This window comes from Thioclava dalianensis (assembly GCF_000715505.1).
GTDB lineage: Bacteria > Pseudomonadota > Alphaproteobacteria > Rhodobacterales > Rhodobacteraceae > Thioclava > Thioclava dalianensis.
In genome coordinates, this window is the sequence record NZ_JHEH01000044.1 from 1 (window position 1) to 23,719 (window position 23,719).

Consider the following 23,719-nt stretch of genomic DNA (forward strand, 5'->3'; position numbering starts at 1 on the left):
CCCCGCCGATAACGGCTACAAACCGGGCTTTGCCGCCGATCTCATGCTCAAGGATCTGCGTCTGAGCCAGCAGGCCGCCGAAAGTGCAGATGCCGATACCCCGATGGGGGCGCTGGCGGCTGCGCTCTACACCCGCTTTGTCGAGGAAGAAGATGGCAAGGGCCGCGATTTCTCGGCTATGCTGCCGCGGTTCGAGGCGCGCGGGCGCGGCTGACGGCGCAGGCGGATCTGCCGCATTCCCGCCGCCGGTCCCTTTTGCCTGGATTGGCGGCGGTGCGCACAAATCATCGGCTAACCCCTGCTAAAACCGGCCAAAATCAGCCGATCCGCGCCGCTTTGCCGCGCGGATCTAAACCTTTTGGGCTACCAATGCGTAATGCTCATGACGCGCCTAGATGCGCGCCTGTCCGAAAGGAGCCGAGATGATGAAACCCAATGTTGGCGGCATCGACCGCATCGTGCGGATTATCGTGGGTCTGCTCATGGTGCTGGCCTTTTTCCTAAGCCCGCCCGGCGTCTATAGCTGGCTCTGGCTGCTTGGCATCTTCCCCCTCGCGACGGGGTTTCTGGCCAAATGCCCGACCTATTCTCTGCTCGGGGTGAATACCTGCGCCAAGGATTGATCACCGTCCTCATTCATCGCCGTGCGATTGGCGGGATACAGCCAACAGGTGGGAGGCGTGTGGAACAGAGCCTGTCACTGGCGCATTAAACGGCGATAAACGTGACAAGGAGATCGCCATGTTCAGGATTCCGAGACCTCTTCTTTGCGCTGTGGTCGGAGCCGCCCTTCTTCCCGGTGCCGCACTGGCCCATGAGCATGGGCACGGGCACGACAAATGGGACCATGGCCCCCATCATGCCCATGCAGGTTGCCCCCCGGGCCTTGCCAAAACGCACAATGGCTGCCGCCCGCCGGGCCATGCCCGCGATGACCGGCGCTATGATCGTGACCACCGCGATTACCGCTATTCCGCCCGCGACGATCGCGACCACCATCACCATTGGCGTCCCGGCGAGCGGATCGAGCGCGATTACGTCGTGATCCGCGATCCGCGCCATTACGGGCTGGATCCGCGCTACCACTATTATCGCTCGGATGGCTATATTTACCGGGTGAACCAGCAAAACGGCGAAGTGCTGGCCCTGATCGGTCTGGCGCAAGCGCTGCTGGGCAATTGAGCTGAGGGCCGGGCTTTCCCGGCCCCATTGCCCCGTTCCTCCGCGTCGTCACTGACAGGCAAGCCCCCCTCTGTCCCTGCTCTGCGTTGACCTGCGCGGGGGCGCGCGCTAACAGTTTGGAATGAAAGCTCCTCTCTGCGCCGCCCTTATCCTTGCCCTCCTGCCCGGTTGGGCCTCCGCGCAACAAAGCGGAATTGAGATCATGCGGGCGGGGAAATATGTGCCTGACACAGACCCCAAGGCCGCAGAAAAGCCCGAGCCTGAATGCAAGACGCTCAGCTCGGGGGCGACGTTTTGCATGACATTGGAGAACGGCGTGCGTCGCTGGGTGCTGCAAGGCAAGCGCCGTCCCGATTTCAAAGTGGGCGACGTCTTCCCGGTCTATAAGCACTCGATGCTGATGAACCTGCGCCGCTACGATCTGCCAGCGGTCACCGGGAAATGGCGCTATTACGTCGTGGCCGGGATGATCTACCGCGTGGATGCCGAGACCAAAAAGGTCCTTGAGGTGATCGGCCCGACCTACGCACGCTGAGCCGGATCACCGGGCCAAAGACAGGGGGGCAGAAACACCGGGCCAGAGCGTCAGGCGAGCGCCTTGCGCGCGGTTTCAAGCACGGCTTCGGACAGCGGGCGCGTCCCGCGCTCCAATTCCTCCAGCGTGACCCAATCCACCGCCAAGGCATCGTCGGCGGCCACCGCCACACCCGCACGGTAGTGACAGCGAATCGCGACCAGCAGGAAATGATGGCTAATCTCAGCGCCCTCGCGGGTGATCATCTCGATATGGTCGATGACCGCGCCGGGCGTGGCGGTGATCCCGGTTTCCTCATCCAGCTCGCGGATCGCCGCGCCCGCCAGCGCCTCGCCCCATTCGACATGGCCGCCGGGAAAGCCCCACTTGCCCGCATCGGGCGGGTTTTTCCGCCGCACGAGCAACAGCTTGCCCTCTTGCGCGCAGACCGCGAGCACGGCGAGTTTCGGGCGTCTCTCGCTCATTCCGCCGCGACCTTGATCCCCAGCATCTGCGCCAGATAGTGGCCGGTATGGCTGCGCGGGTTGGCCGCGACCTCTTCGGGGGTGCCGACCGCGACGATCTCACCGCCGCCATCGCCCCCTTCGGGACCAATATCGATGATATGATCGGCGGTCTTGATCACGTCGAGATTGTGCTCGATCACCACGACCGTGTTGCCCTGATCGACAAGCGAATGCAGCACCTCCAGCAGCTTGCGCACATCCTCGAAATGCAGACCCGTCGTCGGCTCGTCGAGGATATAAAGCGTGCGGCCCGTGGCGCGTTTGGACAGCTCCTTGGAGAGCTTCACGCGCTGCGCCTCACCGCCCGAAAGCGTGGTCGCCTGTTGGCCGACCTTGATATAGCCAAGGCCCACTTCCATCAGCGCATCCATCTTCTCGCGAATGCTTGGCACGGCCTTGAAGAACTCCTGCGCATCTTCAACCGTCATATCAAGAACGTCCGCTATGCTCTTGCCTTTATAGAGAACTTCCAGAGTCTCCCGATTGTAGCGCTTGCCCTTGCAGGTCTCACATTCGACATAGACATCGGGCAGGAAATGCATCTCGATCTTGATGACGCCATCGCCCTGACAGGCCTCGCAGCGCCCGCCTTTGACATTGAAGGAGAACCGGCCCGGCTTGTAGCCCCGCGCTTTTGCTTCCGGCAGGCCCGCGAACCAATCGCGGATCGGCGTGAAGGCCCCGGTGTAAGTGGCCGGGTTCGAGCGCGGCGTCCGTCCGATGGGGCGCTGGTCGATATCGATGACCTTATCGAGATGCTCCAGCCCTTTGACAGTGTCGCAAGGCGCGGGCGTCTGGCGCGCGCCGTTGAGCCGCATCGAGGCGGTCTTAAACAGCGTCTCAATCGTGAGCGTCGATTTCCCGCCACCCGATACGCCGCTGACACAGACGAATTTTCCAAGTGGAAACTCCGCCGTGACATCCTTTAAGTTATTCCCGCAAGCCCCGACAACGGTTACCTTTTTCTTGGTTCCCTTACGGCGTTTCGCAGGCACGGCAATCTCGCGTTTGCCCGAGAGATATTGCCCTGTGATCGAGTTCGGATCGGCTGCGATTTCGGCAGGCGTGCCGCGCGCGATCACCTGACCGCCATGCACACCGGCACCCGGGCCGATATCGAAGACGTAATCGGCATGCCGGATCGCATCCTCGTCATGCTCCACCACGATCACGGTATTGCCCTGATCGCGCAGGTTTTTCAGCGTTTGCAGCAAGCGGTCATTGTCGCGCTGATGCAGGCCGATCGAGGGCTCGTCGAGCACATAGAGCACCCCCGTCAGCCCCGAACCGATCTGCGAGGCCAGCCGGATCCGCTGGCTTTCGCCGCCCGACAAAGTGCCTGCCGCCCGGCTCATCGTGAGGTAGTCGAGCCCGACATTGACAAGGAATCCAAGACGTTCGCGAATTTCCTTCAAGATGGCCGCGGCGATTTCGTTCTTTTGCTTGGAGAGCGCGGCGGGCACAGAGGCGGACCAGTCATGCGCCTCGCGGATCGACATCTCGACGACCTGACCCACATGGCGACCGCCGATCTTGACCGCGAGCGCCTCGGGCCGCAGCCGGTAGCCGCCGCAGGCATGGCAGGGCCGGTTGTTCTGATAGCGCTCCATCTCTTCGCGCGACCACGCGCTGTCGGTCTCGCGGTAGCGGCGCTCCATATTGGGCACGATGCCCTCAAAGCTGCGGCTGACCTCATAGACGCGCCCGCCCTCGTCGAAACGGAACGGGATTTCCTCGTCGCCCGAGCCGTGCAGGAAGAGGTTTTGCACCTTCTCAGGCAGATCCTGCCACGGCGTCTTGCGATCAAAGCCGTAATGCTTCGAGAGGGATTCGAGCGTCTGGGTGTAATAGGGCGATTTCGACCGCGCCCAAGGCGCCAGCGCCCCGCCCGCCACGCTCAGCGTCACATCGGGCACGATCAGGCGTTCGTCGAAGAACAGCTCGACCCCCAGACCGTCGCAGACCGGACAGGCCCCAAAGGGGGCGTTGAAGGAAAACAGCCGCGGCTCGATCTCGGGGATGGTGAAGCCCGAGACGGGACAGGCGAATTTCTCGGAAAACGTGGTGCGCTCGGGCTCGCCCTCGCTGGGCGCGCTCTCAAAGATCGCGATCCCATCAGCCAGATCGAGCGCCGTGCGGAAGCTGTCGGCCAGCCGCGTCTCCATACCTTCGCGCACGACAACACGATCGACCACCACGTCGATATTCTGGCGGAACTTCTTGTCCAGCTCCGGCGGGTCCTCCAGCTCGTAGAACGCGCCGTTCACCTTGACCCGCTGAAAGCCCTGCTTGCGCAGCTCTATGAATTCCTTGCGATATTCGCCTTTGCGGTCGCGCACGATGGGCGCCAGAAGATAGCCCCGCGTGCCATCCTCCATCGCCATCACGGCATCGACCATATCCTGCACCTGCTGCGCCTCGATCGGCTCGCCGGTGGCGGGGCTGTAGGGCGTGCCCGCGCGGGCGAATAACAGGCGCATATAGTCGTAGATCTCGGTCACGGTGCCCACGGTCGAGCGCGGGTTCTTCGAGGTCGTCTTTTGCTCGATCGAGATCGCCGGACTTAGACCCGAAATGTGATCCACATCCGGCTTGCCCATCATATCGAGGAACTGGCGCGCATAGGCGCTCAGGCTTTCGACGTAACGCCGCTGCCCTTCGGCATAGATCGTATCAAAGGCGAGCGACGATTTGCCCGAGCCAGACAGCCCGGTGATCACCACGAACTGATCGCGCGGAATATCGACATCCACGCCCTTAAGATTGTGCTCGCGCGCGCCGCGCACTTCGATGAACTTCTGCTCAGCCATTCATACCCCCGGGGTTCACCGCCCATAGATAAAGGAGACCTCGCGAGTCTCCAATGGGAATGTGCGAACGAAGCAGGAACTTTTTCACATTCTTCCCGATCCGGCTCAGGGCGCGCGCGCAATCGCCTTCAGACCCAGCACGAGATGTACAAAGGCGCCTTGCTTCGCGTCGAGGGGCCGGGGCATATACAAATCCAGCACAGTCAGGCGGGGATTTGACGAATTATGAGACTGGGACGTCGGATCGACGCCAATGGGCGCAATATTTTCTATTTCTGGGATACGCCCAAAAACCTTCCGGACGTGTTTGAAAAAAATCTTTCCCACAGCCGGAAATCCGCCCGAAAATGGACCGTTCATCTCGTCGGCGACAAGAAGATCCGCGAGCTTCTGGTCGATGATCCCGAGCTGCTTGCGCTTTACAACAAGATCCGCATCCCCGCCTGCCGCGCCGATCTGGCCCGGCTTGTGCTTCTGCACCGCTATGGCGGTTGGTATATCGATGCCGACATTCCGATCTTGGGCGATATTGATCAATTTGGCACGGACCGACCGGTACTGTTTCGCCGCGACGACGCCTTTGCCGAGAAACACGGCTTCACGGGGCGCATCACCAATATGCTGTTTTACGCGCCCAAGGGATCGGCGTTTGTGGCAGAGGCCATCGAGTGCATTCGCCGCAATGCCGCGGAGGGTCACGCGCTTTACAATGTGACTCTTTTCTCCGGTCCGATGATGATCAGCGCGCTTGTAAAAAAGTTGGGCGTGCCCGAGGCGCAGTTGCACAGCTATCGCGACGCCTTTGACGAAGAGAGCGGCGTGTTCGGCACGAGCCACGACAAATCCGTCTCGTCGTGGCAGCTTCAGCAGCATTTCGGGATTTTCGACGGGCTGCCGCCGAAGCTCAACGCATTTCCCGAAGAGATCACCAAGCGCTTCGCCGAAATCCTGACAGAGTTCGTGCGCAAGCATGACCTGCGCCGGGAGTTTTTCGAACTGCTCGCGCTGCGCCCCGAATACCTCAAGCATCAGGCCTGTCTGGAGACGGTGCGCGATTTCAACCCAAGCGCAATGGCCGCCAAACTCAAGCCGCAAAGCAGCACGCCCCCTGCCAGCCCGGCGCCCCTGCGTACAGGCCCATCGCGGACGCTGATCGTTCATATCGGCGATCACAAGACCGGCACAACCGCGTTGCAACACGCACTTGCGCGCAATCAGGTGAAGATCGACGGAAAACTTCCCTTCTACGGTTCACGGCTCAACCACAACCACCTGCCCAATCTGGCCCGCGCGCTCAATTCTCTGGACGGCAAGGCAAGTGAGCACGCAAAGAGCCAGTTCACCAATCTGGCCAAGAGGATGCGAGAGAGCAAAAGCCCGGTCTGCATCCTCTCGGCAGAGGAATTCGAGCATTTCAAACCCAAGCAGTTGCGGCGGCTCATCGACAGCTATTTCGCCGATCAGTTCGATCAGGTGAAGATCGTGGCTTATGTCCGCCCGCATCTTCCGCGGCTCGTCTCGGAATATGCCGAGCGCACCAAGATCGGCCGGTTGCAAGACGATATGGAGACCTTCTACGCGCAATGCCTCCGGGGCGGCGTGTTGACCTACACCCCACGTTTCGAAGCTTGGCGCGCGGCCTTCGGCGCCGATTTCGTCCTGCGTCCGGCGCAGCGCTCGCTGCAACGGGATGGCGCGCTGCTTGAGGATTTTCTCAGCGCGGCTCTGGGGCCTGTCGAGATCACGGCTGAGGACGAGGATCAGGTCAACGAATCCCTCTCGCTTGAGGATTTGCTACGCGTGAAATTCCTGCATGCGCGCATCAACGGGCGACCCGAGCAGTTTCACCACAGCTTCGGCTGGGCGCTTGCGCGGATGGTGGGCACGCTATCGGACGACACTGCGCGGACCCGGTTGCGGATGCATCGTGCACTGGCTGAGCGCGCAGCGGCGCAGTTCCACGACGATGCCGCCCGGATGGATAAGGCCTTCTTTGCCGATCAGCCTTGGATGGCAGCCGCGATCACGCAAGCCGTGGACGAGGCCTGCGACATCCCGCAGCCCGCCTTGGCCGAGGATCTGTTTCCGGCATCCGAGCTGCGCAGCCTTGAGCTTTCCGCGCGCCTCATCGCGGAGATGCTGACGAATAACGCAGAGCCGTGGACGAAACACTTTCACCAGAACCGCCTAAAGGCGCTGCATGGCGAGGCCGGAGGCTGAGAGTCAGGCCTCGTCGGCTTCCCGCTCGGCCGCGGTCGTTTGCGATTGCTCGTGCGCGAAACGCTCTGACCAGAAAGCGGTCGAGGCCAGCGCCTCATATCCCTTGCGCCATTCCTCTTTTAGCTCGGAATAGCGCCGCGCCAGCGTGATCTCATTGCGCAGCATGCGCAGCCCTTCGCGCAGGGCGGCCAGCTTGGAATGGCGCACGGTGAAGCTCTCCCGGCCATCGATGCTCACATAGGTGATGCGCGCCGCGCCCCAGACGTCGCGCAGCGCGCCACGCTGTCCCGATTTCAGGGTCACGCGATTTCCCCACAGGCTGAAGAACGGCAGCAGATGCCCGTTGAGCGAATATTTCATCAGCATCCGCCATGCCCTGCTTTTGCGCGGATCAAAGCGGCGGCGCGAGGCGGGGGGCGGCTCGTTCAGCGGTCTCCAGGCCTCGTTCTTGCGCAGCGCGCCAATGGCTGCGCGGCGCGCAACCATATCTGCATTTTCGGCAAAAAACTGAGGGCCGCGCAACACATCCTCGATGGCCAGATTAAGCGCCTTGAGCGACTCGTAATGCGCCTGCATCATACTGCGGGCGAAGAACCACGCCGCAATCCGCAGCGTGCCCTTGAGCCCGATATCCATCGAGGGCAGCGCAAGATGATGGATCAGGTGGCTGCGCAGGTCGAGATAGAGCGTCTGGAGCGACTCCTTGTCGGAAAAATCGGCATCCTGAAAGCAGATGACACCCGGCAGCGTGACGATGTCGAAATCATTGGCCAGCGAAAAGCTGACATCATCGCCGCGCACGAAAAACGGGAAAGGCTTGTAGCGCGCGTGTGCGATCGGAAAGGCGAAAAACCACCAGCCGCCGTAGAAATTATGCGGCTTGGGACCGGTAGAGCCCAGCTCCATCTTCAACACGTCCTCGCGGTCACGCAGATCCGTGCCCATCCAATGCGGACGGCAACTGCTCTGAAAGGTCGCGCCGCTTTCCCAGACCATCGCGCGCTCATTGGCCATCGTCATGCCCCCCGAGATCGCCACGCGATCATCCTCGGCATAGGCGAGAAAGGTCCAGACCCGCTCCAGCGCGCCCATCTGAACGGCGGCATCGTCATCCATGAACAGGCAATGCGTGGCGCCGCGCGCCGCCGCCTCCAGAAGCCCGCGCGCAAACCCGCCCGAGCCTCCGAGATTTTCATTGCCGATCGGCGTGACATGGTCCGAGGGGGCGATCTCGGCGCTGCGACCGTTATCGACCACCAAAAGATGCAGATGTGGCGCAAGCGCGCTCCCCTCCATGAACCGCTCGAAGCGCGCGACACTGGCCTGCACCGCGGCCTCGCGCTTGAAGGTCGTGATCGAGAGCGTCAGGCTCGGCGTGCGGCGCGGCGCATCGCGGGTCTCCCAGATCGCCCCATCCAGCCGCCCCTCGCCCAAGGCGCGCAGCGAAAACTCGACCGTCCCCACGGCATCGGGCCGCAACAGCGCGCTGAGATCGGCCGAGACCGGCGTGCCCTCTGCCAGCTCGACCTGCCCCTTGAAAATGCAGTCCTCAGAGCGCTCTAGCGTGGATTGCGACACTGCCAGCTCAAACCGCCCCACCCCTTCGAGGCGCAGCGCAAGCGTCTTGAGGCCGCAATGGCGGCGCCATTTGCCAAAATTGAACAGATTGGCCGAGGTGCCAAAATCCGCAAAATCACCGGGACCAAAATTCACGCATGGTTCCGTGCCCGACAGAGCCGCTGAGCCCTCAAACTTGACGTAGAGATCGCGCTCGGTCGACACGCCCAGCTCGGGCCATAAAAGCTCTTGCAGCGAATATGCGGCGGTCGAGCTCATGGGGTTTGATCCTGTGAGAGAGGTCACGGTCGAAAATCTTCACGGAATGATCGAATAAAACCCGCAATCTCGGAATGTTTCGCGAGCTGGAAAAGCTCGGGGCTCAGTTGGTCGAGCAACTGGCGCAAGGCCACGCGCTCGGGCACGGGGCGGCACGCGCGCATCTCCTCGATATCGTCAAAGAAGCGGTCCCGCCCAGATAACTCGGAAAGCCATTCATGGATGGGCGTGAAATGCGCGGCCAGCCGGTCGCGTGAGGCCTGCCCGAGAAACTCGACCTCTTTCGCGCTTGCCAGATCGAGACCGGGGCCAAGCAGCGACATGATGCCGCTCAACTCGTTGGCCGCAGGCTTGGGCAAGACCGCATTCGCCTCACGCAAAAGCGAGACCACGGCAGGCGGCAAGCTGACATTCAAACGCCGCGCGGGCTGCATATCTTTGGGGAAGGCAATGCCGGAATTCTTCACGAAATCCTCAACAGAGCCGCCTTGCGCCATCACCTCGCGATAGGGGCGCAGCTTGACCTCAGCCTCGGGGATATGTTCGATCCAAGGCGCGATCACGCCGCGATAATCGACATGCAACCATTTCAGATTGAGCCCCTTTTCGGGGTCTGACAGCGGTTCAGGCGACATGCCGAACCGAACCTGCTGCGCGTGCCACGAGGTCAATTGTTCGTCGGGGCGGCGCAGGGTGCACCACAAGGTGATGTCCTCGACATCTTCAAGTGCCACCTTGCGCAGGCGCGAGATCTGATCCTGCCGGACCTTGCCGAAATGCGACATGACCTCAGAGCACAGCACGATCGTATCCGGCGCGATCTGCTCGATCTGGTTGCGGATCGCCAACATCATCTGACGCGAATGCGGCAGATCGGCATGGTAGCCAGGCACCTCCCATGCCGGGACCGTGTCCGCGAGCATCCGAAATGCGAGCGCGTTCTGCGCCTCGCGAATATTGATCGGCAAGACATCGGGGATTTTGGCGCGCCCGGCGGCAGATGCCACGGCAAAGGCCGCGCCCTGCGTCTCGACCCAAGGATAAATGATCCCGGCACGCAGAAGCTGCGGCACGTTGCTCGAAAGGAAATCCTGAAGTGAGGTGGTGCCGGTCTTGTGGTGCCCGATATGGCAATAAGCTCTCATGTGGCGTGCGGTTCCTGTGTGAGGCACGTCGTGACACGGGGCGCACTCCGCCCACGATGCGAAAGACATTGGTTTGACTGACGCTCATACCTGCCGCGCTCACAAGGATCAATGGGATCGGCGCGCAGATAGGCTGCCCTAAAGGAGCGCCGCGCAGGCCAGTAGCCCGCAGGTTTCCGACAGGATTTGGATCGCGCCCAGCACATCCCCGGTCTGCCCGCCCAAACGCACCCGAGCATGCCCCGCAACCAGCGTGGCCGCGATCCCCACCGCGAGCGCAACACCAAGCCCCGCGCCCCCCAGCGTCGCCAGCGCAAGTGCCGCCAGCGCAAGCGCCACGCCAAGCGCGCCGCGCGGCGGTTGCGCGGTGCTGTGACCCATCCCGTCGGGGCGTGCGGGCGGCAGAAGCCGGGCCCAAAGCGCCATCATCGCCCGGCTGGCCATCGCCACAGCGATCAGCGCCACGCCCACCGTCTCAGGCGTGGCGATCTGGGCCAGCGCTGCCACGCGCAGCGCCAGAACCAGCGCCAGAGCCAGCATCCCGAAGCTCCCGATCCGGCTGTCGCGCATGATCTCAAGCCGGTGCGCACGGTCACGCCCGCCCGCGCTGTCGGCCAGATCGGCCAAACCGTCCTCATGCAGACCACCGGTCACAAGGATCGCCGCGCCCGAGGCCAGCAACGCGCAGATCGCAGGTGACAGGCTCAGACCGTGGGCGGCGGCAAAAACCAGCGCCGCGATCGCGCCCACGCACGCGCCCACCAAGGGCCAGGCCCAGGCCGAGGCCCCGAGCGGTGGCGCCGTGCCCGTCAGCCGTCCGGCGGGCAATCGGGTCAGCAGCATCAGCGCAAGGCGCGCCTCATCAATGCGGGCACGCAGGCTCATCCGCCCGACACCCCGGCCTCGCCAAAGGTCGCCATCCCGTTGTGACAGGCCAGCGCCGAGCGCAGAATGCCAAGCGCCAGCGCCGCCCCCGAGCCCTCGCCCAGCCGCATGTCGAAATCCAGAACCGGGGTCTGGCCCAACGCGTCGAGCAGGCGCCGATGTCCGGGCTCTGCGCTCACATGGCCGACGCGGCAATGCGCGAGATAATCCGGGTCCGTCCCATACAGAGCCGCCGCCGCCGCCGTGCAGATAAACCCATCCAGCAGCACCGGGATACGCGCCATCCGAGCCGCCAGAACCGCCCCGCAGATCGCCGCTTGCTCGCGCCCGCCAAGGGCTGCGAGCTGTGCGGGCGCATTGCCGCGCAGATCGGCGTGACGGGCCAGCGCGCGCTCAATCGCGGCGATCTTGCGCGCGAGCCCCTCGCCATCCGAGCCCGTGCCGGGACCAACCCAGTCACGCACCTCTCCGCCGAAAATCGCCGCCGCCAGCGCCGCCGCAATCGTTGAATTGCCGATCCCCATCTCGCCGAGGATCACCACATCGGCGTGCGGATCGACCGCCGCCGCCCCGCGATTGAAGACCGTCAGGCAGGCCGCCTCGTCCAGTGCAGGCCCGGTCGTGATATCGCCCGTCGGGGTCTCAAGATCGAGCGCGATCACCTGCAAATCGGCACCATTGGCGCGGCAAAGCTGGTTGATGGCCGCGCCGCCTGCCTCGAAATTGGCGACCATCTGCGCCGTGACCTCTTGCGGGAACGGGTTGACGCCCTGCGCACAAACCCCGTGATTTCCGGCGAAAACAAGGGCCTGTGCGCGCGCGATCTTCAGGCGTTCCGTGCCTTGCCAACCCGCCATGAACACCGCCAGTTCCTCTAGCCGCCCGAGTGATCCCGGCGGCTTGCTCAGACTGTTCTGACGGGCGCGCGCGGCTTCGGCGGCGCGGTCATCAAAGCGCGGCAGATCGCGGGCCAGCGTGCCAAGATCGGCCAAGGCGGAGAGGGTAAAAGGGACGTCAGTCATCAGGGTTTCACTTTCATCGGAAGGCCGGAGACGGCGAGATAAACTTCATCGGAGATGGCCGCGATCCGCTGGTTCAAGAGGCCCGCCGCATCGCGAAACGCCCGCCCCAGCGCGCTTTCGGGAACAATCCCCGCGCCCACCTCATTGGTCACCAAGATCACCGGCGCGCTCTGGGTGCTCAGGCACTGCGCCAATACGCGCCCCGCCGCCTCCCAGTCATGCCCGCCCAGCATCAGGTTGGTCAGCCACAAGGTCAGGCAATCCAAGAGCCGCGGCCCTGCCCCGTCGCTGTCGCGCAACGCGCCCACCACATCGAGCGGCGCATCGATCTGACGCCATTCCGGGCCGCGCCGCGCGCGATGCAGCGCGACCCGTTGCGCCATTTCATCATCGCGAATCTCTGCGGTGGCAATGTAGACGGGCGCACCGGGAAAGCTGCGCATATGGCGCTCTGCAAGCGCGCTTTTGCCGGATCGGGCCCCGCCCGTGATCAATATCACCTTGCTCATGGCCGAGGAAAAAGCAGATATGTGAGCCGTTTGGAAGAGGAAAACCACGTGACCCGCGACAGCCTGCGAGAGCTTTGGATGATCCGGCATGCGCCCACCCGCAGCGATGGCGGGCTGTGTGGACGGCGTGATCTGCCCGCCGATTGCCCCGCGCCTGACCGGTTTGATGACCTCCGCGCGAGGCTTCCCGGAGCGGCCCGACGCCTGCGCAGCCCCGCACTTCGCTGCGTGCAGACGGCGCAGGCGATTTGGGCTGAGGGCTGGCAGGACGCGGCCCAACTGTGGGAGCAAGATTTCGGCGTATGGGAGGGGCGACCCTTTGCCGATCTGCCCGATCTCGGCCCGCTCTCGCAAGCCGATCTGGCCGCGCATCGCCCGCCCGAAGGGGAGAGCTTTGCCGATCTTTGCGCGCGGGTGCGTCCCGCGCTTGCGAAACTGGAAGGCGATAGCGTGATCGTTGCCCATGCCGGCACGATCCGGGCCGCGTTGGCGCTGGCCCTCGGTACCGTCCCGCCCGCCCTGTCTTTCGAAATCGCGCCGCTCTCGCTCAGCCGCATCGCGCTGTTGCCCGAAGGCGGCGGCATCGTGCGCGAGGTGAACCGATGCCCCTGACGCGCCCGGCCCGGGTCTCGGTTGCGGGCCATTTCGGAGAATGGATGCAGGGGCGGATTGGGCCTGAGGGCGAGATCGCGCTGATCACGCTGCCCTGCCCAGCCCTGCAGGTGCATGCAAGCCGCCGTCCCGCCGCGCAGCTCCAACTGCACAGCGCGCAGCGGCTGCTTGTGCCTGCCCGGCTGCGCGCCTTCCTGCAAAGCCTGAACCGGCAGCCGCTAAGCCTGCCCGCACCGCGCCACGCCTTCACCCTGCGCGCCACCATGCCGCCCGGCGGCGGTGCAGGGGCTTCGACGGCCGCACTCGTGGCCATTGCCCGACTGGTGCGCCCCGATCTTGACCCCGCCGAAATCGCGCTTGCCTGCATCGCAACGGAAGGCGCGAGCGATCCGCTGATGTGGCCCCGGCCTGATCGGATGCTCTGGGCCTCGCGCAAGGGCCACAGTCTCGCCCGCCTGCCCGCGCCGCCGCGCTGCGAGATCCTTGGCGGGTTTCTCCCCCCCACCCAGCGCACCGATCCGCGCGATCTCAATTTCGCCGATATCTCCGATCTGATCGCGCCTTGGCGTCAGGCCGCAGAAGCGCGCGACCTGCCCGAGATCGCCCGCCTCGCCAGCCTCTCGGCCAAGCGCAACCTAGCCCAGCGCGGCCCCCGTCCCGATCCGCTGCCACAGCTGGCCCGCGAGCTGGGCGCGCTTGGCCATCTCGCGGCTCATACCGGCTCTGCGCGCGGGTTAATCTTTGCACCGGGCTGCGTGCCTGCGCGGGCGGCTTCTGCGCTGCGCGCCGCGGGCTTTCGCCAGATCCTCCAGTTTCGCGCCGGGGGGCCGGTATGAGCGTGCTCTCCATGCTGATCGCGCTCGGCATCGATGCGCTTTGCGGCTGGCCCGCTTGGCTCTTTGCGCGGATCGGACATCCGGTGACATGGCTGGGGGCCGTGATCACCGCCCTTGAGCGCCGCTGGAACCGGCCCAGCGCATCGAACCGCTTTCGGTTTTGCGCCGGGCTAGCCGTAAGCCTTTTCGTGATCGCGCTCAGCGTGGGGCTTGCGATGGCCCTGAGCCTCTGGCTGCCCGGCGGCTGGCTCGGCGCGGCGCTCGCAGGGATACTCGCATGGCCGCTCGTCGCCGCACGCGCGATGCATGCCCATGTGGCAGCCGTGGCCCGCACCTTGCGCGCGGGCGATCTTGACGGCGCGCGTCGGGCCGTGGCGATGATCGTGGGGCGCGACCCGCAGCGGCTGGATGAGGCCGGGGTTGCGCGCGCAGCGCTTGAAAGCCTCGCCGAGAACGCCTCGGACGGAATCGTCGCGCCGCTCTTTTGGGGGGCGTGTTTCGGGCTGCCGGGGATCGCGGGATACAAGGCGATCAACACGCTCGATTCGATGATCGGCCATCGCAATGCGCGCTACGAATGGTTCGGCAAGGCGGCCGCCCGGATCGACGATGTCGCCAATCTCATCCCCGCGCGGCTGACGGGGCTTTTGTTTGCGCTCTGCTCAAGGCGGCCGCGTGCGGCGCTGCGCTGCATGCTGCGCGAGGCCTCTCAGCATCGCTCGCCCAATGCGGGCTGGCCCGAGGCTGCATTGGCCGCAGCGCTCGATCTGCGGCTGTCCGGGCCGCGCCATTACGGCACGGAGCTGGCGCAAGAGCCCTATGTGAACGCGCAAGGCAAAGATCCGAGGGCCGACGACATTGCGCGCGGGCTGGCGCTCTATCTGCGCGCGATGTTTGCATTGGCCCTGCTTCTGGGGTTGAGTGCCGCCGCACGCATTGGAGGATGACATGCGCGATCACGGCGGCAATCTCGATATGGCACGCGCGCAGTTCGGCGGCGCCATGGAGACGTGGATTGATCTCTCGACGGGCATCAATCGCTGCCCCTATCCGCTGCCCGCTCTGCCCGCCTCTGTCTGGACCGATCTGCCGACGCGCGCCGCTCAGGACGCGCTGATCGAAGCCGCCGGTGCGGCCTTTGACACCCAAGCCGCGATCGTGCCGCTGGCCGGGGCACAATCCGCGATCCAGATGATCCCCCGCCTGCGCCCGCCCGGCACGGCCCGGATCCTGAGCCCGACCTATAACGAACATGCCGCCTGCCTGCGCGCGGCGGGCTGGCAAGTTACCGAGGTCACAGAGCGCGCCGATCTGGAGGGCGCGGATCTCGCGGTGCTCGTCAATCCCAACAATCCCGATGGGCGGAGCGCTGAACCCGAGACCCTGCTGGAGCTTGCACGCACAACCGGCACTCTGGTCGTCGATGAGAGCTTTGCAGATCCCTATCCCGCGCTGTCGCTTGCCCCTCATGCGGGGCGCGAAGGGCTGATCGTGCTGCGCTCCTTCGGCAAGTTCTACGGGCTCGCGGGGCTGCGACTGGGCTTTGCGCTTGGTGCGCCCGCCGAGATCGCAGCGCTACGCGAGATGGCCGGGCCATGGCCGGTCAGCGGGGCGGCGCTTGAAATCGGCTCGCGCGCGCTTGGCGACACCGCATGGCAGCGCGAGACCACTGCCCGGCTGCACCGCGATGCGGCCCGGCTCGATGCGCGGGCAGAACGCGCGGGGTGGCAGCTTGTGGGCGGCACGGCGCTCTTTCGGCTCTACCGCACGCCCGATGCACTGGCAGCACAGACCGCGCTTGCCCGCGCCCGGATCTGGAGCCGGATCTTTCCGTGGTCTCCCGATCTCATTCGTCTGGGCCTGCCCGGCGCGCAAGAGGAATGGGACCGGGTGGAAAACGCGCTTGGTGCCATCGCCCCCTAGCGCGCGCAGCCCAGAAGCCCCGCAACATCGAGATGGGTCTCCAGATGATCGGCCAGCGCATCGAGCGTGGCCTCCACCACCGCCCCGTAGCTCAGCGGCCCCGCCTGCACCCCAAAGCCCGAGAGCCACGCCTTGCGAAACCCGTCTTCGCCGAACATCCCGTGCAGGTAGCTGCCCCAGATCCGCCCATCGGGCGAACCTGCGCCCTCCGGCACCCCCGCCACATGGGCAAAGGGGCGCCTGCGGTCCGCCCCCTCGGTGCGCCCGATATGGATTTCATAGCCGCGCATCGCAGCCTTGGTGCCCGCATGGACCGCCTCCACAAGGCTCACCCGTTTGTCGGGCACCATCACCGTCTCGACATCCAAAAGCCCAAGCCCCGGATCTGAGCCCGGCGCGCCCTCGATCCCCTCGGGGTCACACACCCTCCGCCCCAGCATCTGATAGCCGCCGCAAATCCCCAGCACATGGCCGCCGCGTCGAACATGAGCGGCAAGATCGATATCCCAGCTCTGCGCGCGCAGAAACGCCAGATCGCCCCGAGTCGATTTCGTGCCCGGCACAATCACCAGATCCGCATCCCCCGGGATCGGCGCACCCGGCCCCAACAAGGTCAGATCAACGCCCGGCTCCTGTGCGAGCGGATCGAGATCGTCGAAATTGGCAATCCGCGAGAGCGCAAGGCACACCACCCGCAGCCCGCGCCCCGTGCCCCGCTGCGGCAAATCGAGCGCATCCTCGGCAGGCAGCTTGACCGCGTCGGAAAAGAACGGCACGACCCCGAAGCCCGGCCACCGCGTGCGCGCCGCAATCGCCTCATACCCATCGTCAAACAAACGAAGATCGCCGCGAAACTTGTTGATCACAAAGCCTGAGATCATCGCGGCATCCGCGGGATCGAGCACCGCCTGCGTGCCGATGATCTGCGCGATCACACCGCCCCGATCAATATCGCCCACAAGGATCACCGGCACGTCCGCCGCCCGCGCAAATCCCATATTCGCGATATCACCGCGCCGCAGATTGATCTCGGCCGGGCTGCCCGCCCCCTCGACAATCACCAGATCATGGGCGGCGCGCAGCCGCGCGAAACTCTCCAGCACGGCGCCCAGAAGCCGCGGCTTGAGATCCCAATAGGCTTTGGCCTGCGTCGAAGCCATCCGCTTGCCATGGACGATCACCTGCGCGCCTGTATCGGTCTCGGGCTTGAGCAGGACCGGGTTCATATCGACCGTGGGCTCCAGCCCACAGGCACGCGCCTGCAAAGCCTGCGCACGCCCGATCTCGCCGCCATCCGCGGTCACGGCGGCGTTGTTGGACATATTCTGCGGCTTGAAAGGCGCAACCGACAGACCGCGCCGTCTGGCGGCCCGGCACAAGCCCGCCACCAGCATCGACTTGCCGACATTGCTGCCCGCGCCCTGAATCATCAGCGCCGTCATCTCGCGCCCCCGACCCTGAGCGCCACAGGGCGAGCTGCGCCTCCGGCGGAGGTATTTTTTGCCAAGATGAAAGGAACGGGTCTATCGGGGCGCCGCGCCTCGGGCCGACGAAGCGGGGGAGGCGCGGCGCTTTCACCTTGGACGGTCATCGGGACCTCTCCCTGTACCGTAGCTGACACTCTGGCAGGCAATGGTTGATACATCCTTACCTTCCTACATTCATCTTGGATCAAATATCTCGGGGGCTGCGCTTGCGCAGCGGGGCAGCGCCCCTCCCCGGCCCGCTCAATATTCCACGCCGCGCTGCGCCTTGATGCCCGCGCGGAAGGGATGTTTAATCAACGTCATCTCGGTCACAAGATCGGCCAGTTCGATCAGCGGATCCTTGGCATTGCGACCGGTGAGCACGACATGGGTCATCGGCGGCTTTTGCGTCCGCAGGAATTCGGTGACCTCGGCAATATCAAGATAATCGTAGCGCAGAGCGATGTTGATCTCATCGAGCAGCACCATCTCGATCTGCGGGTCGCGGATCAGCGCCTTGGCCTTTTCCCAACCGGCTTGGGCGGCGGCTATGTCGCGCGCCCGGTCCTGGGTCTCCCAGGTGAAGCCCTCGCCCATCGCGTGAAACCGGCACAGATGGCTGAAATGCGTGCTCAACAGGCGGCGCTCGCCAGTGTCCCATCCGCCCTTGATGAACTGGACGACCGCGCAGGGCATCTCATGGGCCAGCGCGCGCAAGATCATGCCAAAGCCCGACGAGCTTTTGCCCTTGCCCTTGCCGGTATGGACGATGATCAGGCCTTTCTCGTCTGATTTGCCAGCCATCATCTTGTCGCGGGCGGCTTTGATCTTGGCCATTTTCTCGGCGTGGCGGGTCTCGTCGCTGGTGTCCTGTGTGCTCATCCTTGCATCCTTGGCTTGACAACGGGTCGCGCAATGCCTCAGGTGAGGCCGCTGGTTCCTGTCTATGACAGGCGAAGAGGGAATGCGCTAGGCCGGGAAACCGACCGAAGCACAGCCGCCCCCGCGACCGTGACCGGAGAGGTTTGCCGCATGCCACTGGCCTTGTGCCGGGAAGGTGGGTGAACCGTCGAGGCCCTCGCTTTGGGTTTCGGGATCCGCAAGCCGGGAGACCTGCCAGCAAGATATGTAACGGGCGAACGGGGTGTTTCGCGGCCGGCTTGAGATGGCCTGCATGCGCCTGCCCGTCTTCTGCCCAAGCCCATTCTCCTGCGCCGAAAAAGGAGAGTGCTATGGGCTGTGTCACCCTGATGATCTGCCAGACCTGCCGCAAGATCGGCGGCGAAAGCGCTGAGGACGACGCCCCCGACGCCCCGCGTCCGGGCGCGCGTCTGCTGGCGCAGATCGCCGCGCATGATTTGCCCGAAGGGGTTCAGCTGCGCGCCGTCGATTGCCTTTCGGCCTGTTCGCGTGGCTGCACGATTGCGCTCTCGGGCGGGCCTGAGCGCTGGAGCTATGTCTATGGCGATCTCGATCCCGATCTGCATGGCACAGCGATCCTTGAAGGCGTGGCCCGGTACGCCGCGAGCGCCGATGGGCTGGTGCCTTGGCGCGAGCGCCCCGAAATCTTTCGCAAACATTCCATCGCGCGGCTCCCGCCGCAGTCTTGACCTCCCAAAAGGAATTTCCAATGTCCGATCTCAACAAGATCCCCGTCACCGTGATCACCGGCTTTCTCGGCGCGGGCAAGACCACGCTGGTGCGCCATCTGATGGCCAATCCGGGCGGGCGCAGGCTGGCGATCCTCGTCAATGAATTTGGCACAGCCGGGGTCGATGGCGACATCCTGAAATCCTGCGCCGACGAGAATTGCCCCGCAGAGAGCATCGTCGAGCTGGCCAATGGCTGTATCTGCTGCACCGTGGCCGATGAGTTCATCCCGACCATCGAGGCGCTGCTTGCCCGTCCCGAGCGCCCCGATCATATCTTGATCGAGACCTCGGGTCTGGCGCTGCCCAAGCCGCTGCTCAAGGCCTTCGATTGGCCGCCGATCCGCTCGCGCGTCACTGTGGATGGGGTGATCGCACTGGCCGATGCCGAGGCGGTGGCGGCGAGGCTTTTTGCGCCCGATCCGGCCGCCCTTCAGGCCCAGCGCGAAGCCGATGAGAGCCTTGATCACGAGACCCCGCTTTCAGAAGTCTTCGAGGATCAGATCGCCTGCGCTGATCTCGTGCTGCTGAGCAAAGCCGATCTGGCCGGGGAAGACGGTCTGGCGCGCGCCCGTGCGGTGATCGAGGCCGAGGCCCCCCGCCCGGTTCCGATCCTGCCCGTGCGCGAAGGCGTCGTCGATCCGCGCGTCGTGTTGGGGCTGAAGGCCGCCGCAGAGGATGATCTCGACGCCCGTCCGAGCCACCATGACGGGGCCGAGGATCACGAGCATGACGATTTCGACACGGTTGTGATCGAGATTGGCGAGATCACCGACCCGGAGGATCTCAAGACGGCGATCGCCGAGCTTGCGCGGGCCCAAAACGTGCTGCGCGTGAAAGGCTATGTCGCGGTTGAAGGCAAGCCGATGCGGCTGCTGGTTCAGGCCGTGGGCGCCCGGGTGCGCGCGCAGTATGACCAGCCCTGGGGCGATCGGGCGCGACGCTCCGAGCTGGTGGTGATCGCCGAGCATGACCATCTTGATGCGGATGCGATCCGTAGCGCGCTGAAGGTCTGAGCGCCGATGCATATCGTCTTTCGCGAAAGTCACGGTTTGGAAGAGACCGATCTGCCTCAGGATCTGGGGCAAAGCCCCGCCGATCTGGTGGCGCTGTCGTTTTCCGACAGCGATCTGGGGGCTTTCGCGGCAGGCTGGCACCGGGCGCAGGCGGCGGGCGCGGCGCTGCCGAGCCTGCGTCTGGCCAATCTCGCGGGGCTGCGCCATCCGCTCTCGGTCGATGTCTATTGCGAGCAGACGCTGACGGAGGCGCGCGGCATCCTCGTGCGGGTGATCGGGGGCGAGAGCTACTGGGCCTATGGGCTTGCCTGCCTGCAGGATCTGGCGCGGCGGCGCGGGATCGCGCTTGCGGTTCTGCCCGCCGACGGGCGCCCCGATCCGAGGCTCGATGCGCTCTCGACGCTGCCGGTCTCGACGCTGCGCCGCTTGCAGCATCTGTGCGATGCGGGCGGCGCTGTGGCCGCCCAAGCCGCGCTGGCACAGATGGCTTTGGCAGCTGGGCTGTATGCCCGCCCGGTGGCGGGGCTGAAAACGGTGCCAGAGCATGGGTTTTACCGCCCCGGCGCGGGGGTGGTGGCAGCGCCCGCGCAAGGTCCATCCCGCCCGCAGGCTTTGGTGGTGTTTTACCGCTCCTACCTGAGTGCCGCCGATACCGGCCCGGTCGATGCGCTAATCGCGGCCCTTGAGGCGCAGGGCTTTGCCGCCACAGGGCTGTTCGTGCCCTCGCTCAAGGCACCGGGGATTGGCGCGTGGCTGCGCGATGAGATCGAGCGCTGCCCCCCGGCGGTGATCCTCAATGCGACCGCGTTTTCCGCGCAAGGGGCCGATGGGGCGGCCTCGCCGCTGGAGGCCGCGCAATGCCCGGTGTTTCAGATAGCGCTTTCAACCGCCGAGCGGCAGGCGTGGTCGCAGAGCACGCGCGGGCTCTCACCTGCCGATCTCGCGATGCATGTCGTGCTGCCCGAGGTGGACGGGCGGATTTTTGCGGGCGTTGCGAGCTTCAAACAGGCCACGGCGCGCGACCCCGATCTGGAATTTTCACGCCAGATCCACCAGCCCGATCCGACACGGATCGCAGCCATCGCCGCGCGGGCCGCGCAGTGGCACAGGCTGCGCAGCCAACCGTCCGCGCAGATCCGCCCGGCGCTGGTGCTCTCGACCTATCCGGGGCGCGACGATCAGATCGCCCATGCGGTGGGGCTTGATGCGCTGGCCTCCAGCGAGGCGATCCTGAGCGATCTTTCCGCGCAGGGCTATGACACTCAGCCCCTGCCCGATCTGGCGCAACAGCTTTTGCGCGAGAGCCTGCATTGGCCGCTGGCCGAGTATCAGGCGGCCCTTGAAACATTGCCAGAGACGCTGCGCGCCGATCTGATGGACGCATGGGGCGCGCCGGAGGCCGATCCGGCCTTTCGTGAGGGCGGTTTTGCCTTCCGCGCCCTGCGCTCAGGCAAGGCGCTGATCGCGCTTCAGCCGGAACGCGGCGCACGCGCAGACCGGGCCGAGAGCTATCACGATCTGGCCCGCACCCCGTGCCATGGTTATGTCGCCTTCTACCTGTGGCTCCGCACGCGGGCCGATGCGCTGATCCATGTGGGCGCGCATGGTACGCTGGAATGGCTGCCGGGCAAATCGGTGGCCCTGTCGGATGCCTGCTGGCCCGAGGCGCTGACGGGGGCGATGCCGGTGATCTACCCGTTCATCGTCAACGATCCGGGCGAGGCCGCGCAGGCCAAGCGCCGGATTGGCGCGGTCACGATCGGGCATCTGCCGCCGCCGCTTGCGCAGAGCGTCTTGCCCGAGGGGCTGGCCCAGCTTGAACAGCTGCTCGATGAATATGCCACCGCCGACGGGCTGGACCCGGCGCGGCGTGACCGGCTGATCGCAGATATCCGGGCCGAGGCGCAGGGGCGCGGGGTCGAGGCAGATCTGGGCCTGACCGCGCAGACCAGCATAGCCGAGGCAATCCCGCGCATCGACCGCTTCGTGTGCGACATCAAGGAGGCCCAGTTCCCGCACGGGCTGCATATCTTCGGGCAGGGCGAATGCGGGGCGGCCGAACGCGCGGGGCTGAGGGCTGCGCTTGCGGGGCGGTTCGTGCCCCCCGGCCCGTCCGGCTCTCCCCATCGCGGGCGCGCCGATGTGCGGCCCAGCGGGCGCAACCTGTTCACGACCGATCCGCGCGCCCTGCCCTCGCGCGCGGCCCATGCGCAAGGCGTCAAGCTGGCCGAGGAGTTGCTGCGCCGCCACCTGCAGGATCACGGCGACTGGCCGCGCGGGCTGGTGGTCGATCTTTGGGGCTCGGCCACGATGCGCACGGCGGGCGAGGAATTCGCGATGGCGCTGCATCTGGCGGGGCTCGCGCCGCGTTGGGAGGACGCCAGCGGGCGGGTGAGCGGCTTTGAGGTGATCGCGCCCGCGCTGTTGAACCGTCCGCGTATCGATGTGACGCTGCGGGTCTCTGGGCTGTTTCGCGATGTCTTTCCCGGCCTTGCGCAGATGTTCGAGGCGGGCTGTTCCGCTTTGGCCCAGCGCGACGAGCCTGCGGCAGAAAACCCCTATCACGCGCGCAGCCCCCGTGTCTTTGGCCCCAAGCCCGGCCAATATGGTTTGGGCATGGAGACCGCACCCTCTGAGTTCAGCGACGCCGCGCGGCTCGATGCGGGCGAGGCGTGGCTCGCGGCCTCCAGCCATGCCATTGATGCGCAGGGCGAGATCACAATGGACCGGGCGGGTCTTGAGGCGCGGCTCGCGGGGGCGGACGGCTTCGTGCATCTCCAAGATCTCCCCGAGACCGATCTGCTGATGGCAGGCGATTATGCCCGCCACGAGGCAGGGTTTGCCGCCGCCATGGCCCGGATGGGGCGGCCTGCGCCTGCGCTCTATCATCTGGATTCGACCCGTCCCGATCAGCCCCGCGCCCGCACGCTCTCCGAAGAGATCGCGCGCACCGTGCGTGCCCGCGCGGCCAATCCCGACTGGATCAGCTCGATGATGGCGCACGGGTTTCGCGGCGGGGCCGAGATCGCGGCCACGCTCGATCATCTGGCGGCCTTCGCGCATCTCGCAGGCGTGGTCGAGCCGCATTTGTTTGATCTCTATTTCGAGGCGACGCTGGAGCGCCCCGATCTTGTGGCCTTTCTCGAGGCGGAAAACCCGCAGGCGCTGGCGGCCTTGCGCGCGCGCTTTGCGCAGCTCAATCAGGCCGGACTTTGGAAAAGCCTGCGCAATGCCCCAATGGCCTTTCTGGAGGCACATCCATGACCCACCCCCCCGTGAACCAACCGGTCGTTCAGGGCTGGTGCCCCGGCGCGCTGCGTCCGATAGCTTCGGGCGATGGGCTGGTGGTGCGGCTGCGCCCACCGATGGCGCGGCTCATTCCCTGTCAGGCCCGGTTGATCTCGCGGTTCTCGGTCTTTTACGGCAACGGTCTGATCGATCTGACGGCACGCGGCAATCTGCAACTGCGCGGCGTGCGGCCCCAAGGCCACCAACAGATGATCATGGCCTTGCGCGAGGTCGGGCTGGTCGATGACGATGTGGAGATCGAGGCGCGGCGCAATATCG

21 protein-coding genes, 1 pseudogene and 1 riboswitch are annotated in these 23,719 nt (G+C 65.2%); of the genes and pseudogenes, 13 read left to right on the forward strand and 9 right to left on the reverse strand.

The features are described 5' to 3' along the window. From DL1_RS18645 to DL1_RS18660, 4 genes are all read left to right on the forward strand, one after another. On the forward strand, positions 1-214 hold a 214-nt coding region (locus tag DL1_RS18645; RefSeq protein WP_038069243.1), incomplete at its 5' end, for an NAD-binding protein. A gap of 211 nt (positions 215-425) precedes the next feature. Then, entirely contained in the window at positions 426-623 is a 198-nt protein-coding gene (locus tag DL1_RS18650) for a YgaP family membrane protein (protein ID WP_425441848.1), read from the forward strand. A 118-nt stretch (positions 624-741) separates the two neighbouring features. Then, positions 742-1,182, forward strand: coding sequence for a hypothetical protein (locus DL1_RS21070; RefSeq protein ID WP_051693684.1), 441 nt, complete (start codon positions 742-744; stop codon positions 1,180-1,182). A gap of 220 nt (positions 1,183-1,402) precedes the next feature. Further along, positions 1,403-1,717, forward strand: coding sequence for a hypothetical protein (locus DL1_RS18660; RefSeq protein WP_143081697.1), 315 nt, complete (start codon positions 1,403-1,405; stop codon positions 1,715-1,717). A gap of 50 nt (positions 1,718-1,767) precedes the next feature. Here the strand turns inward: DL1_RS18660 and DL1_RS18665 are convergent, their stop codons facing one another. Together DL1_RS18665 and uvrA are read right to left on the reverse strand one after the other, a co-directional pair. After that, on the reverse strand, positions 1,768-2,181 hold the full coding sequence (locus DL1_RS18665) for an NUDIX hydrolase (RefSeq protein ID WP_038069252.1): 414 nt from the start codon (positions 2,179-2,181) through the stop codon (positions 1,768-1,770). Further along, the gene (uvrA, locus tag DL1_RS18670; protein WP_038069254.1) at positions 2,178-5,033 is read right to left on the reverse strand and encodes an excinuclease ABC subunit UvrA; all 2,856 of its coding nucleotides are present in this window, start codon (positions 5,031-5,033) and stop codon (positions 2,178-2,180) included. Before uvrA ends, DL1_RS18665 begins: the two co-directional genes overlap by 4 nt. Positions 5,034-5,258: 225 nt before the next feature. On the opposite strand from uvrA, the gene DL1_RS18675 reads away from it, so the two are divergent. Next, positions 5,259-7,253: a glycosyltransferase family 32 protein gene (locus tag DL1_RS18675; RefSeq protein ID WP_038069256.1), complete on the forward strand. Its 1,995-nt coding sequence runs from the start codon at positions 5,259-5,261 to the stop codon at positions 7,251-7,253. 3 nt (positions 7,254-7,256) lie between these two features. On the opposite strand, the gene DL1_RS18680 is transcribed toward DL1_RS18675, so the two are convergent. The 5 genes from DL1_RS18680 to cobU all read right to left on the reverse strand — a co-directional run bounded on the left by DL1_RS18680 (position 7,257) and on the right by cobU (position 12,650). Continuing rightward, the gene (locus DL1_RS18680; protein WP_051693685.1) at positions 7,257-9,089 is read right to left on the reverse strand and encodes a glycosyltransferase family 2 protein; all 1,833 of its coding nucleotides are present in this window, start codon (positions 9,087-9,089) and stop codon (positions 7,257-7,259) included. 23 nt (positions 9,090-9,112) lie between these two features. After that, positions 9,113-10,234, reverse strand: coding sequence for a hypothetical protein (locus DL1_RS18685; RefSeq protein ID WP_038069257.1), 1,122 nt, complete (start codon positions 10,232-10,234; stop codon positions 9,113-9,115). A gap of 138 nt (positions 10,235-10,372) precedes the next feature. Next, the gene (cobS, locus tag DL1_RS18690; protein WP_038069259.1) at positions 10,373-11,119 is read right to left on the reverse strand and encodes an adenosylcobinamide-GDP ribazoletransferase; all 747 of its coding nucleotides are present in this window, start codon (positions 11,117-11,119) and stop codon (positions 10,373-10,375) included. Beyond that, on the reverse strand, positions 11,116-12,141 hold the full coding sequence (gene cobT / locus DL1_RS18695) for a nicotinate-nucleotide--dimethylbenzimidazole phosphoribosyltransferase (protein ID WP_038069261.1): 1,026 nt from the start codon (positions 12,139-12,141) through the stop codon (positions 11,116-11,118). The genes cobS and cobT overlap by 4 nt, the downstream gene beginning before the upstream one ends. Then, the gene (cobU, locus tag DL1_RS18700; protein WP_038069263.1) at positions 12,141-12,650 is read right to left on the reverse strand and encodes a bifunctional adenosylcobinamide kinase/adenosylcobinamide-phosphate guanylyltransferase; all 510 of its coding nucleotides are present in this window, start codon (positions 12,648-12,650) and stop codon (positions 12,141-12,143) included. Before cobU ends, cobT begins: the two co-directional genes overlap by 1 nt. A gap of 21 nt (positions 12,651-12,671) precedes the next feature. On the opposite strand from cobU, the gene DL1_RS18705 reads away from it, so the two are divergent. From DL1_RS18705 to cobD, 4 genes are read left to right on the forward strand one after another with little or no spacing between them, the layout of a single operon-like run. After that, on the forward strand, positions 12,672-13,262 hold the full coding sequence (locus tag DL1_RS18705) for a histidine phosphatase family protein (RefSeq protein ID WP_245739625.1): 591 nt from the start codon (positions 12,672-12,674) through the stop codon (positions 13,260-13,262). Then, a complete protein-coding gene (locus DL1_RS18710; RefSeq protein ID WP_038069266.1) occupies positions 13,253-14,098 on the forward strand; it encodes a hypothetical protein in 846 nt (281 codons plus the stop codon). Before DL1_RS18705 ends, DL1_RS18710 begins: the two co-directional genes overlap by 10 nt. Next, positions 14,095-15,045 carry an adenosylcobinamide-phosphate synthase CbiB gene (gene cbiB, locus DL1_RS18715; protein ID WP_038069268.1) on the forward strand — a complete coding sequence of 317 codons (951 nt, stop codon included), beginning with the start codon at positions 14,095-14,097 and terminating at the stop codon, positions 15,043-15,045. The genes DL1_RS18710 and cbiB overlap by 4 nt, the downstream gene beginning before the upstream one ends. Before the next feature lies 1 nt (position 15,046). Further along, positions 15,047-16,021 (forward strand): threonine-phosphate decarboxylase CobD, encoded by a 975-nt coding sequence (cobD, locus tag DL1_RS18720; protein ID WP_038069270.1) that lies wholly within the window; start codon positions 15,047-15,049, stop codon positions 16,019-16,021. Here cobD and DL1_RS18725 read toward each other — a convergent pair. Together DL1_RS18725 and cobO are read right to left on the reverse strand one after the other, a co-directional pair. After that, positions 16,018-17,463 carry a cobyric acid synthase gene (locus DL1_RS18725; protein WP_038069273.1) on the reverse strand — a complete coding sequence of 482 codons (1,446 nt, stop codon included), beginning with the start codon at positions 17,461-17,463 and terminating at the stop codon, positions 16,018-16,020. The two genes, cobD and DL1_RS18725, sit on opposite strands and share 4 nt — an antisense overlap. Positions 17,464-17,748: 285 nt before the next feature. Continuing rightward, positions 17,749-18,369, reverse strand: a complete 621-nt coding sequence (gene cobO, locus DL1_RS18730) for a cob(I)yrinic acid a,c-diamide adenosyltransferase (protein ID WP_038069275.1) — start codon at positions 18,367-18,369, stop codon at positions 17,749-17,751. 35 nt (positions 18,370-18,404) lie between these two features. Beyond that, positions 18,405-18,622: riboswitch (cobalamin riboswitch) on the forward strand. Positions 18,623-18,719: 97 nt separating this feature from the next. On the opposite strand from cobO, the gene DL1_RS18735 reads away from it, so the two are divergent. The 4 genes and pseudogenes from DL1_RS18735 to DL1_RS18750 all read left to right on the forward strand — a co-directional run. Continuing rightward, positions 18,720-19,097 carry a DUF1636 family protein gene (locus tag DL1_RS18735; RefSeq protein ID WP_038069278.1) on the forward strand — a complete coding sequence of 126 codons (378 nt, stop codon included), beginning with the start codon at positions 18,720-18,722 and terminating at the stop codon, positions 19,095-19,097. A 20-nt stretch (positions 19,098-19,117) separates the two neighbouring features. After that, complete coding sequence (gene cobW, locus DL1_RS18740) at positions 19,118-20,152, forward strand: cobalamin biosynthesis protein CobW (protein ID WP_038069280.1); 1,035 nt, start codon at positions 19,118-19,120, stop codon at positions 20,150-20,152. Between the two features lie 6 nt (positions 20,153-20,158). Further along, the gene (gene cobN / locus DL1_RS18745; protein WP_038069285.1) at positions 20,159-23,416 is read left to right on the forward strand and encodes a cobaltochelatase subunit CobN; all 3,258 of its coding nucleotides are present in this window, start codon (positions 20,159-20,161) and stop codon (positions 23,414-23,416) included. After that, positions 23,413-23,719, forward strand: a pseudogene (locus tag DL1_RS18750) (precorrin-3B synthase); the annotation flags it as partial. The gene cobN and the pseudogene DL1_RS18750, both read left to right, overlap by 4 nt.